The following is a 12,115-nucleotide window of genomic DNA, read 5'->3' on the forward strand; positions in this document are numbered from 1 at the left end:
ATGTAACAGGCATCAGCAGACTGGCGCGCAGCCGCGTAACCCGCCCCGACCCACCCTGAGAAGGCCCTCCAGGTACCCCCTAGGGGATGTCACAGCTCAGCCGCAAAGGGGGCTTCTTCCCCCGGCCAGGCCACCCGGCCGCCCGGGAGCGGGTACTTTCGATCACGTGGCTGGATTCAGGATCGGACGCGGCCGGGACAACAACCGCACCCCGCAACAACCCCCGCGGCAGCAGCCGTACGGTCAGCAGCAGGCGCCCCAGGCGCCCGCACCGTACGGCCAGCAGCCCTACGCACCCCAGCAGTGGCCCCAGCAGGCCGCTCCCGGGGGCCACGGCGAGCCCGAATACTTCGACCCGCACGGCGGCAACGCCGGCCAGGGCCAGGGATACGGCTACGGCCATCCCCCCAGCCCTGGCCCGGGCCCGGGCCAGGGAGCCGGCGGCCCGAGCGACTCCCCGGGCTACACCCAGGCCTTCTCCATCGGCGAGGACCCGTACGCGTACACCCAGGGCGGGACCTACCAGGCGGGCGCGGCCCAGGCCGCCGGCCCCATCGGTCCGCGGCTGCGGTGGAAGGAACTGCTCCGGGGCATCGTGACGCGCCCGGGCCCGACCTTCCTGCAGATGCGCGACTACGCCGTCTGGGGGCCGGCGCTGATCGTGACCTTCCTCTACGGGCTGCTCGCGGTCTTCGGCCTCGACGACACCCGCAACGACGTCATCAACGCCACCCTCCCCAACGCCTTCCCGATCGTGCTCTCGGCGGGCGTGGCCTTCGTGATCTGCGGCCTGGTCCTCGGCGCCGTCACCCACACGCTGGCCCGCCAGCTGGGCGGCGACGGGTCGTGGCAGCCCACGGTGGGCCTGTCGATGCTGGTCATGAGCCTGACGGACGTACCGCGCCTGCTGTTCGCCATGTTCCTGGGCGGCGACAACATGCTCGTCCAGATCCTGGGCTGGGCCACCTGGGTGGCGGCGGGCGCGCTCTTCACCGCCCTCATCAGCAAATCGCACGACCTCCCGTGGCCGAAGGCCCTGGGCGCGTCGGCGATCCAGCTGATCGCCCTGCTGTCGATCATCAAGCTGGGCACGATCTAGCGCACGCACACGCACGCAGAGGGGCCCGCCGCGCGATGCGCGGCGGGCCCCTCTTTCACGTTTTTCACGCTTCACGTTTCACGTGGCGGGTGTCAGGCGTCGAGGACCTGTCCCTCGCGCTTCACGACGGGAGGTTCGACCGACCAGGGGAAGTTGATCCACTCGTCGGTCTTCTTCCACACGTACTCGCACTTCACGAGCGAGTGGGACTTCTCGTAGATCACGGCGGACCGGACCTCGGCGACGTGCCCGAGACAGAAGTCGTGGACGAGCTTGAGCGTCTTCCCCGTATCGGCGACGTCGTCGGCGATCAGCACCTTCTTGTCGGTGAAGTCGATCGCCTCGGGCACCGGCGCCAGCATGACCGGCATCTCCAGGGTGGTCCCCACACCGGTGTAGAACTCCACGTTCACCAGGTGGATGTTCTTGCAGTCGAGCGCGTACGCCAGACCGCCCGCGACGAAGACGCCGCCCCGGGCGATGCTCAGGATGATGTCGGGCTCGTAGCCGTCGTCGGCGATGGTCTGCGCCAGCTCGCGCACGGCCCGTCCGAATCCCGCGTAGTCGAGGTTCTCGCGCACTCCGCCACTCACTGCCTCACTCGCTCCGTCACTCATGCCTCGTGCCTCACCTGGGTCCGGTGGAAGTTCTGGAAGGACCGCGAGGCCGTCGGGCCGCGCTGGCCCTGGTACCGCGATCCGTACCGCTCGCTCCCGTACGGGAACTCCGCGGGCGAGCTGAGCCGGAACAGACACAGCTGTCCGATCTTCATACCCGGCCAGAGCTTGATCGGCAGCGTGGCGAGGTTCGACAGCTCCAGCGTCACGTGCCCGGAGAACCCCGGGTCGATGAACCCGGCGGTCGAATGGGTCACCAGCCCCAGCCGGCCAAGACTGGACTTCCCCTCCAGTCTGGAGGCGATGTCGTCGGGCAGCGAGATGACCTCGTAGGTCGACGCGAGTACGAACTCACCCGGGTGCAGGATGAACGCCTCGTCACCGTCCGGCTCGACCATCCGGGTCAGATCGCTCTGCTCGGTGGCGGGGTCGATGTGGGCGTAGCGGTGATTCTCGAAGACCCGGAAGAACCGGTCGAGACGTACATCGATGCTGGAGGGCTGCACCATCGACTCGTCGAACGGGTCGATGCGAACCCGTCCGCTGTCGATCTCGGCCCGGATGTCTTTATCAGAGAGAAGCACGTCCCGAGGATACGCAGAGCGCGCGGGCCGCCCCAATCGAGGCGGTCCCCGCGCGCCGGTGTCTACCGCTTCGGCGCCGCTCCCACGGGCACGGCGTGCCGCAGCCGCGCACAGCGCGGACACCGCAGCAGCCGACCCGGCCCGATCCGGCCGGCACCGAGGTGCTGCAGCGGGAACGAAGCGGTGCTGAACACGTGCCCTTCGGCACAACGGACGACGGTGTGCTCCATCGAGTCCCTTTCCCCAACCAGCCGTACTGCGATGAATCGCCACATTAGGGGATGAACAAGACCCACTCCAGCCGCCGCTCCGCACACACAAGGTACGCCCCAACTCCCGCCCCCACGACCCTCCGTGCACCCCGCACGCGACACCACTCCCGGGGCGAATTCACCAGGGGTCGATCATGGGGTAGGGTGAGAAACGATAGCGCTCCAGGCAACTGGATCACTGCGCGGATGTAGTTTAATGGTAGAACATGAGCTTCCCAAGCTTATAGCGCGGGTTCGATTCCCGTCATCCGCTCTTACAAGAAGGCCCAGGTCAGCGACCTGGGCCTTCTGCGTTGTCTGGACCTCTCCCGGCCCGCGTGCCATTCGCGTGCCATAACTGCCCTGGTGGCGCTCCAGATTGCTCGCCGAGTCGCTGCTGGCTTCGCGGGGGAGGGCGTCCGCGCGTTACGCGGGCACCCCGTTTCGACGCGGCCGCCCTCCCCGCTGCTCTGGACTTCCTCGCCTCGGCGCAGAAGCAGGACGTCGGCTGGGCCTGCACTGCTCCACTCGAATCCGACAACGACACCGCCGGCAACACCCTGCTCGCGCTGGCCGAAGCCGACCGGGCGGACCGGGCCTCTCCGACTGGTACTCCCGCCGTCCTACGGCGCCGCCGAGACAGGGTCGGCGATTGCCCCGCACCGTGCCAGCCGCACCGCCACCCCGGCACTCCTGGCTTCCCAGCGGGCCGACGGCGGCTGGCCCCGTATCCCCGACGAGCCCTACTCCACCCCGACGGCCACCGGCCTGGCCCTCACCGCCCTCACCGCCGGCGGACTCGGCCCGCAGGACACCGCCGTCGCACACGGGCTGCGCCTTATCCGCGCTGGTCAGCAGCCTGTACCAGGACCCCGCCCTGCTCGCCTTCCTCACCACCGTGCTGGGCAGCGAGGTCAGCACGGTGCGGGACCCCGTCGAGCGGCATGTCTTGAACGTCCTCCACCGGGAGGGCGACACCCATGGCGCCCACACCGACGACCACCCCCTCGCCTTGGTCCTCTTCTCGAATCCCCACCCCACCCCGACGACGGCGGCCTGCTGGAACTCCACCCCGGACACCCTGGCCTCGACGACCTGGACAGCGCAGCCTCCCGGCGCGCACACCACCGTTCGGGCGAGGGCTACCCGAATGACACTCCAGCCGACTGCCCGGGGGGCGTGCCCCATCCGTGCCTTCAGAGCGGTGAACATGCCGAGGGTGATGAGCCGCCGTTGCACTCCCCGGTGTTCGTCATGACCCACCACCGGCGTCCTTCGTTCACACTGAACCGCAGTTGTTCCGGCGGGCCGGAGGCCAGCTCAGGGAGCGGCCGGTGCACGACCGCCCTAGCTCGCGAGCGCCTTGAACAGGCCGCGGATCTCGTCCTCGTCCGCGATCACCGGCAGGGTGTCGAAGTAGAGCTCCCACTCGCCCTTCGGGCCAATGCACTCGACGATCCCGAAGGGGATGTCGGTGCCCTTGGGGTCGGTGCCGTTGGGGTCGGTCATCGTGCCATGCCACTCGATGTAGGTGGTGGTGCGGCCGAAGGCGACCTGGCCCGCCTTGAACTCGACGTCGGCGTTCTCGAACAGCCGCTGCAGGTAGGCGGTCTTGCCCTCCTGGGTGGTCAGCGACCGGTCCAGGCCGGGCCCGGCCAGCTTGGCGTTGCCGGTACGGGCGGCCAGCGCGGCAGCGTCCCCGCTGTTCCAGGCGGCGAGGCGGGCGGGGATTTCCTGGGCGTGGAACCGGTCGGGGGCCGCTCCGCGCGGGCCGGGGCCGGCCGGGTCGGCGATGCCGGCGAAGAGGGGGCGGGGCCGCTGAGACTCGGGCAAGACCTGGAACAGCTCGTAGCGGTCGTAGTAGCGGCGGGCCTGGATGGTCTTGCCGTCATCGCCGAGGACGTTGCGGGCGATCTGCGGGTAGCTGACCTTGTGGCCCTTGAGGGTGACCGTGTTCTGCTGGCCGAACATCATCACGGCGCCGTCGGCGACCACGTTCGTGCCGCGGTAGCGGAGGTCCGGCACAAGGCGGAGTGAGTTGCTGATCGAGGCGCCGATCACTTCGTGGCCGCGCTGGGGCTTGCCGCCGGCCTCCCAGAGGCTGGCCTCCTCGTCGAAGATGTCCAGGTAGGTCTGGAGGCTGGGGGCCTCGCCGAAGACGATCTGCCGCTTCATGAAGGCGCAGGCGTTCGGGGTGATCCGCCCTTCGAGCCGGTCTACCTTCTCGCGGACCTCGGCGCACTCGCCGCCCTCGGCGGTGGCGGTGGCCGGCGCGGCACCGATGGTGAGGCCTGCGAGGAGAGTGGCCGCCGCGAACACTCCGGTGCGCGTGTACCGCCGCATGTTCATGTCGTTCCCCGATCGTGATCGCTTGATCGCTTCGATGGATCAAGCTTCTTCGAGGGCGCCAGAGAAAACGATTACCTCAGGGGTAATGACGGGCAGTTGACAGTGCGAATGACGACCGACCACGGATGACAGGCACTGGCACGGACCAGGTTCCGGTAGGTGCGTCCAGGCCGAGCCGACCCGCAGCCACCGGCTACCGGATACCGGCATACGGCAGCGGAGGCGGCGGAGGCGGCCTTCGCCTGCCCCGGCGGCCCCGCCATGGACATCCACGGCCTCGACCGCCGCCGCACCCTCGCCAGCGCACCTTTTGGTGGGCCTCACTTGACGACAGGCGACCCGCACAGCTTCTGGTGGAGGCCGAGGCCGGCCAGGCCTTCTGGCTGCGCGGACTCGGTGACCAAGAAGGCTGGGACCCCATGGCCCGGTCGACGAGCCCATGCGGCTGACCGGTTGCGGAAGCAATCCGGGGGCGACAGCCGCCGACCCGCGGCGCCGACTCGTAAATTCCGGGCAACTCAGCCCGCTCGTGGCCACCATCATGGGGGCGTGCCCCAACCGTGCCCTTAGGAGCGGTCAACAGCGGTCAGAACCGGAGCGAGCAGAGGCTCCGGAAGACGCTCGGCAGGGATGATTTACACAGGTCAGACCCCATACGAACAATTTTCCGCGCCATAGATTCCCAAGCTTATAGCGCGGGTTCGATTCCCGTCATCCGCTCTTGCAAGAAGGCCCAGGTCAACGACCTGGGCCTTCTTCGTTGTCTAGACCTGATCGGGAGCCTCGCACCACTGGTGGATCTCGCCGGCAGGACCGCGCACCGGTGGCGTTGCTTGCGCTCCCGCCGCCACGCGTTGGCGCGGTCGTAGGGCGTGAAGCCCGCGGGGCGTGACGCAGGGGCCGGCGCCGGCCTCGAGAATCCGAGCGCCTACACCGGCCCCATGCAACCTGCTTCATGCCCCAGCCGCGCTCTCCTGCGACCGGAGGAGACTGCCATTACGTCGTTCGGTTCGATGCATGTCCGGGGATCACAGTTCGTGGATCATTGATGTCAACTGTGATCTCGAACCCCGAGGTTGAGCTAAAGGTGGCTACGTCTCCGGACAGCTGGATCCGATCAAATGGATTGGATTCAGTGAAGAAGATCGCCCAGATCAGCGCACGGTCAACAGTCAACCGTGCAATGAACCCCTCTGATCCGTACGAGCCCTCGCCGCCCCAAAGCAGCCCTCTACTCCCCAGGTCCACTGCGGTCAGCCCATCGACCGAAGACACCCACGACGGATCGCTCTCCAGGATCTCATCCAAGTCGAACGGGGCGAGCACCCTCAAACCGCCCGGCGCGTCGGAGTCAAGGTCAACATCACAGGAGTGCCCGTCTGCAAAATGCAGGGCGTCCCTGATGGGAAGCTCAAAATCGGCCCATAGACGTTCGATCGCGGTCATTTTGGCTTGCACTTTCCGTTGCGCACGTGCTGTGGCCTCTCCTGCAGTCCAGTCGGGGGGACCGGCTCGCCTAGTTCATTTCTGTTCCGCCCAGAATTCATGCGCCTTCTGAATTGCTCCGCCCATGTCCGTCCGGTTGTCGAATCAGGGTGAATCGCATTCGGGTCGACTCGCTCGATGATTACCGGCCTCCCCACTTCGCGCGCCGCATCAAGCCGCCGGTTGTCGTATGACACCAGCTGGCCGTCTACCTCCATGACCTTCAAGGCTGTTCCAGGGCGTTGCCAATCCCACTCCCCGGAGCGCATCTTCTCCACGTAGTCGTTCGGGGAAACGGTGCGCTGGGAGAAGTTCAGATCTTCGGGATTGGCCCATTCCGGCTCCCCGGCAAGCCCAAGGTGGTCGGCCCAGCTGTGCGGATTACGAACATACGCCACCGCGTTGGGCGCGGGGACCAACCCAAGCGGGTCCGGTGTGGTGTAACGGGCGGTTTCTGGATCGTAGTACCGAAAGTAGTTGTAGTTGAGGCCGGTTTCCTCGTCCGCGTACTGACCGGGGAAGCGGAGCGGGCAGTCCACCCCGCCCTCTGCATCGGGGAGGGGGGTGCCCCAGAGGGTGGTGCGGGATTGCCAGGCGAGGGCACCGTCGGAGGTGACCAGTTCGATGGGCGTGCCGACCAGGTCCGTGACGATCGCGAGGAAGCGGGCGTCGAACTCGGACTGGGGGGTGGTGTCGGCGAGGTCGAGTATCGAATGGGCGGTATCGGTCCGAGCCTCGAGCGTCTTGCGTGTCGATTGGGATATCGGGCGGTGGGTACCCGGCGCGTAGTCCCACGTCGTCGCCGTGCCGTCCGAGGCGAACTGCTCGGCCAGCTGGGTACTGTCCCAGGTGAAGGTGAGGGGGGTGCCGTCCGGGCCGGTTTTGGATATGCGGCGGCCCAGGGGGTCGTAGGCGTACGTCCATTCCTCGCCACTCGGGGTGGTGGACTTGGTGAGGCGGTTCTCCGGGTTCCAGGTGTAGGTCCATGTACGGGTCTGGCCGTTGAGGAGCTTGCGGGTCTTGCGGATCAGACGACCGGCGGCGTCGTGTTCGTAGGTGGTGCGGCCCGCCCGGCGGATGAGGGCGCCCTCGTAGGCCCGGTCTCCGGACGTGGGGTGGTGCGGTGCTGCGGCGTGGGTTTGGTTGCCCGTGGAGTCATAGGCGTACTTCTCGGTCCAGCCGTGTGCCTGGACGCCCGTCACCCGGCCCGCGGGATCCAGCGTGAAACGTCGCGTCCCGGTCGTGAGCTCCCGGATTTCGGTGAGGTAGCCGTCGGGGCGGTAGGCGTAGGTGCGGTGCTGGAGGATGCGGTCCGCTTCGGACTGGTGGCGGGTGGCGAGGGTTTGCGTGGTGAGGCGGTCGCCCCTGTCCCAGGTCTGCGTGAGGGTGGTGTCGTCGCCGATGCGTCGTTCGGTCTCGCGGCCGGCGGCGTCGTAGGCGAAGGCAATGGTTCCGTCGGCGCTGCTCAGCCTGGTAGGGCGGCCCGCGGGGTCGTGGATCCACTCCGAGCACAGGCCGGAAGGAGTGGTGCGCTCGGTGCGGCGACCCATGGCGTCGTACGTGTAAGCGCTGATGCGTCCGTTGACCGTTTCCGAGACGACGCGGCCGACCGCGTCGTGTTCCCGGGTCAGTTCCGTGTCCGCGTTCGCCGCGCGGAGCAGGGCTCCGCTCGCGCCGTACGCGTAGGTCGTGACGTCGCCGGTGGTCTCGTCGTGCTGGGTGACCATGCGCCCGAGCGCGTCGAGTGTGTAGCTCAGCCTTTCGCCCAGCGCGTTCGTCTGGGCCGTGAGGCGGCCGGCCGCGTCTCGTTCGTAGGTGCGTACGGCCTCGTTGAAGTCGGTTTCCGCGACCAGTCGGCCTGCCGCATCGTACGTGTAATGCCACTGCTTGCCCTGGGGGTTGGTGACCTCGATCAGACGCAGCTCGGTGTCATAGGCGAAGGAATAGTGCGCGCCGTCGGGGTCGGTCCTCGTAGCGGGCTGGTCGAAGTGGGTGTAGGTATAGGTGGTGGTGTGCCCGGCCTCGTCTGTGTGGAGCACGAGGTTGCCTTCGGTGTCCCACTGCCACACCTCGCGGGCGCCGTCCGGCCCCTCGCGCCAGGCGGGCATCCCCTCGATCGTCCAGCCGTGACGCGTGGTCTGGCCCAGTGCGTTGGTGACGGCGGTGACCTGGCCGTGCGGACCCCGGCGCATGGAAGTGGTGCGCCCCACAGGGTCGGTCGTCTCGACCGGGAGACCCGCCGCGTCCGTGGCGATGTTGGTCGTGTGGCCCAGCGGGTCCGTGATGGAGGTCAGATGGCCCGACCTGTTGTAGCCGTAGCACGTGACGGCACCGCTGGGGTCGGTGGTGGAGGTGTGGGCCCCACGGTCGTCATACGTGTGGTGCCACACCGCGCCGCCCGGTTCGCGGGTCTCCAGCGGCAGGCCGCGGTCGTCGTAGACGGTCCCGGCCACGGTGCCGTCGGGCCGCTCGACGGCGATCAGCCGACCCCGGTCGTCGTAACGGTAGCGCGTGGTGCGCCCCAGGGGGTCGGTGACGGCGATGGGGTGCCGGTTGCTCTCATCCCACTCCGTGCGGGTGGTGTTCCCCAGCGGGTCGGTGTACGCGATGATCTTGTACGCCTCGTTGCAGACGTAGGCGCTGGTGTTGCCCTGCGAGTCGGTGTACCGGGTGATGCGGTCGGCCGCGTCGTAGTGCATCCGACCCGACAGGATGCCGTCCGGGCCGATGCCGCGCAGGACACGGCCCCGGTGGTCGTAGACATAGCCGTACGACGTGCCGTTGCGGTCCGTCCACGACGTCACACGGTGTTCCTCGTCGTACCGGTAACGCAGTGCTTTCCCGGTCGAGTTGAAGACCTCGGTCAGGTTGCCCGCCTGGTCGTAGGCGTATGAGGTGAGCGTGGTGCTCCGCTCGCGCTGTTCGCCGTGCAGGAGACGCAGGGCTGTGACCCGCAGCAGCTTGGGGTCGGTGTCGACGGCGATGCGGTAGCCACCGGAGTGGGTGATCTCCTTCGGCGCTCCCTGGGCGTCGTAGGCGATGTCGATGCGGTCGCCGTCGCCTGTCCGGTCGGTGATCGCCGTCAGAGCCAGCTCACGGCCGCCCACGGGCAGCGGGGCGAAGTGGAGGGTGCGATTCCGGTCCGGGACGACGATGCGGAAGGCTCCGTCGGGCTTGCCGTCCCAGTACAGCGGCCAACGGGGACCGGAGGTGGGCAACGTCGCCGCATCGGGCATCGGCACCGGATACGTCAGGAGCATGCCGCCGTCCGTGATGTAGACGACACCCGCCCCGTCGATCTCCAGACGCTGGTCCAGCGTGCCCGCCCAGGTGGGGCCGAACCACCCCCCGCACGGATGCCCCGACACGTAGTGCCGCTCCAGGACCACCGGCAGGGCGCCGGGCAGGGTGACGTCGATGGCGGACATGACCATCTCGCCGGTCGCCACGTCGATCGGCTCGCCGGCCGTGGGGCGCTCCTCGTTGGGCGTGGTGTTCCTGTCCGGATCGCTTTCCGTCCGCGCCCGGGCGCTGCCGTCCCGGCGCAGGCCCAGCTCCCGGTTGCTCAGACGCTGCGCGGCGTTCTTGGCCGTGGAGGCGCCACGCCGCACGGCGCCGGCGCCGCCGCTGGCGAGGGCGAGGAGGAGTTCGGGGGTGAGCTGCCCGGCCGCACGGACGGGGTTACGCTGCCATTCGTCCCAGTTGACGACGGCTTTGGCGAACTCCTGAGGGTGCTGGACGGCATACGAGGCGCCGTCCACCATGCCCGCCAGGTGCAGACCGATGCCATCAGGACCGTCACGGACGAGGTCGTCGAAACCGTCGTACCAGCCGCGCATGGTGTCGCCCGCGCCGCCGAAGAAGTCACCCAGTCCCTTCTCGAACTTGTTCCACCCCTTGGGGGGCGGGGGCTTGTCAGGGGCTTCCTCCGCCGCCTTGTCGAGTTGCCGCTTGGCTGCGTCGATCACCGTCTGGAGCTCGCTCTCCAGCTTGTCCAAGCGGTCGTAGCAGTCCTTCAACGCGGCGAGGCCGGGATCGTCGTCCGCCGGACGCTCCGGCAGCGGATCATCCTTACGTTCCAAGGCGGCGTTGTAGTCCGTGACGCGCCTCCAGTAGTTCTTGGAGGTCGCCCGCGCCTCGTCCGCATCGTCGATGATCGGCCTGACGCGCGTGTGGACCGAGCGCAGTTTGTAGGCGTAGGAGTCCAGAGCCTTCCCGGAGGCCTCGAAGTATTTCTGCGCGGACTCCAGTTCCCGAGGAAGCTTCTGAGTCGCGCTCTTGAACCCCTCCGCGCCCGCCCCGGTCCAGTCCATCAAGGACAGGGTGACCAGCTTGTCCATCCCGTCCTTGAACGCGCCCGCGTAAGCGAGGAGTTTGAGGGCGAGATCATCGACGTCCATCGAGTTGCCGTAGATGACGTCGCTGGGCTTGGCATGAGGAGGTATGCGCTCGACTGCGCCGCCCTCCATCGCATCGCGACTCGTCATATGATCGGCCCCTTCGACTTCGGCCCGCCGTCGACTTCCCAGCCGCCGTCGACGCGCAGACGGGGGCGTTGGGGCACGTCCTGATAATTGCCGGTGTCGCCCTCGTCCAACCACGGCTCCTGATAGATCTCGGGCGGCGGATCGAACTTCGGCCTGGAACCGTCCTGCCACGCCTTCAGACCTTGCTCGCCGAACGGCAACTTGGCCATGTTGGCCGCGGTCGGCGAGAAGTCCTCGATGCGCAGCAGATCAGCCAACACGTAGGCCGCGAGGACCTGGCGGAGCGTCTCCACCACCGTGTCCGTGTACTCGGCTACCTGCCCCATGCCGAAGCCCCATGACGAGAGCATCTTCTCGGTCGAGGAGTAGATGTCGAAGTCGGCCGAGTTCGCGATCTGCGCGGACATCGCCTGCCAGTCACGCTTGATCTGGCGCGCGGCCACCACGGACTCCTCCAATGGAGTCAGCACCTTGCGGACCGAAGCGATCTCGATCTTGTAGCCATCACCCGGGGCCGGCCCTCCCCCATCAATCTCCGCCATTGCGGTCCCCCTACGTGTCCGTGGTCTCCAGCGCTACCGCGTCCAGCACGAACGTCCGAGGACCCAGCGGATCCACCAACGCGCGCACTCCCTCGGGCAACAGCTCCACCAAGTCCTCGACGGTCGTGGACGCCCACCCGCAGGGCCCGGCGAACAGCCCGAGCGCTTCCCACGAGGTGAAGACCGGCACCACCGGACCCTCTTCCGTCTCGCAGACCAAGAAGCCCGGCTTATCCGGGCGTTGGAAGTACAGGCGCGCAGAGCGCAACGCTTCCAACCGCTCGGAAGGCGACATCGCCGCAACCATTTCGTTGCGTGCCAGATCACGCAACGACACGTGTCCTCCTCGGTTCGCTCGCGCTATCACCGGATAACAGCCCACCCTGAATGATCGTACATTCGTGCCATCTGCATGGGTTTCATTCGAGCTTGGCACACCCTGTCGGTACTGCTGGGGGGTGCGGACGTGTTGCGGGAGACATGCCGGAACAGGATCTGGCCACCATCGGCTCCTGCCTGGCGAGCGCAGGGCTGATCGCCGCCGACGGGGATCCGAGCAGCACCCGGCGCTGGCCGCCTTTCCCGGTTAGGGAATCCAGGACAGGGGGCCGAGGAGGACGAGGGGGGACCTGGATCGACCGGCGCGACGTCGCCGCCCGCTACGGCTGCCCACCAAGGAACACGTATGCGCGTGTCGGAGG

The 12,115-nt window shown here is 67.8% G+C and carries 8 protein-coding genes, 1 tRNA gene and 2 pseudogenes; 4 read left to right on the forward strand and 7 right to left on the reverse strand.

Features of this window, described 5'->3' with window-relative positions:
* The first annotated feature begins 166 nt into the window (after window positions 1-166).
* Window positions 167-1,099 (forward strand): Yip1 family protein, encoded by a 933-nt coding sequence (locus AC061S_RS01530; RefSeq protein WP_478683949.1) that lies wholly within the window; start codon window positions 167-169, stop codon window positions 1,097-1,099.
* A 92-nt stretch (window positions 1,100-1,191) separates the two neighbouring features.
* On the opposite strand, the gene AC061S_RS01535 is transcribed toward AC061S_RS01530, so the two are convergent.
* Window positions 1,192-1,716, reverse strand: a complete 525-nt coding sequence (locus AC061S_RS01535) for a phosphoribosyltransferase (protein ID WP_478683950.1) — start codon at window positions 1,714-1,716, stop codon at window positions 1,192-1,194.
* Window positions 1,713-2,300, reverse strand: a complete 588-nt coding sequence (gene dcd, locus AC061S_RS01540) for a dCTP deaminase (RefSeq protein ID WP_053675430.1) — start codon at window positions 2,298-2,300, stop codon at window positions 1,713-1,715. The genes AC061S_RS01535 and dcd overlap by 4 nt, the downstream gene beginning before the upstream one ends.
* A 454-nt stretch (window positions 2,301-2,754) precedes the next feature.
* Here dcd and AC061S_RS01545 point away from each other — a divergent pair.
* From AC061S_RS01545 to AC061S_RS01555, 3 genes and pseudogenes are all read left to right on the forward strand, one after another.
* Window positions 2,755-2,825: transfer RNA gene (locus AC061S_RS01545), tRNA-Gly, on the forward strand.
* Window positions 2,826-3,449: 624 nt separating this feature from the next.
* Window positions 3,450-3,554: pseudogene (locus AC061S_RS01550) on the forward strand (HalD/BesD family halogenase); the annotation flags it as partial.
* 215 nt (window positions 3,555-3,769) lie between these two features.
* Window positions 3,770-3,841 (forward strand): annotated as a pseudogene (locus AC061S_RS01555) (dihydrofolate reductase family protein); the annotation flags it as partial.
* Between the two features lie 57 nt (window positions 3,842-3,898).
* On the opposite strand, the gene AC061S_RS01560 reads toward AC061S_RS01555, so the two are convergent.
* The 5 genes from AC061S_RS01560 to AC061S_RS01580 all read right to left on the reverse strand — a co-directional run bounded on the left by AC061S_RS01560 (window position 3,899) and on the right by AC061S_RS01580 (window position 11,751).
* Window positions 3,899-4,900: a hypothetical protein gene (locus AC061S_RS01560; RefSeq protein ID WP_478683951.1), complete on the reverse strand. Its 1,002-nt coding sequence runs from the start codon at window positions 4,898-4,900 to the stop codon at window positions 3,899-3,901.
* Window positions 4,901-5,896: 996 nt separating this feature from the next.
* The gene (locus tag AC061S_RS01565; RefSeq protein ID WP_478683952.1) at window positions 5,897-6,346 is read right to left on the reverse strand and encodes a hypothetical protein; all 450 of its coding nucleotides are present in this window, start codon (window positions 6,344-6,346) and stop codon (window positions 5,897-5,899) included.
* Window positions 6,343-10,872: a putative T7SS-secreted protein gene (locus AC061S_RS01570; protein ID WP_478683953.1), complete on the reverse strand. Its 4,530-nt coding sequence runs from the start codon at window positions 10,870-10,872 to the stop codon at window positions 6,343-6,345. Before AC061S_RS01570 ends, AC061S_RS01565 begins: the two co-directional genes overlap by 4 nt.
* The gene (locus tag AC061S_RS01575; RefSeq protein ID WP_478683954.1) at window positions 10,869-11,414 is read right to left on the reverse strand and encodes a hypothetical protein; all 546 of its coding nucleotides are present in this window, start codon (window positions 11,412-11,414) and stop codon (window positions 10,869-10,871) included. Before AC061S_RS01575 ends, AC061S_RS01570 begins: the two co-directional genes overlap by 4 nt.
* A 10-nt stretch (window positions 11,415-11,424) precedes the next feature.
* A complete protein-coding gene (locus tag AC061S_RS01580) occupies window positions 11,425-11,751 on the reverse strand; it encodes an SseB family protein (RefSeq protein ID WP_478683955.1) in 327 nt (108 codons plus the stop codon).
* Window positions 11,752-12,115: the final 364 nt, after the last annotated feature.

The sequence above is a fragment of the Streptomyces sp. CA189 genome, assembly GCF_056428985.1.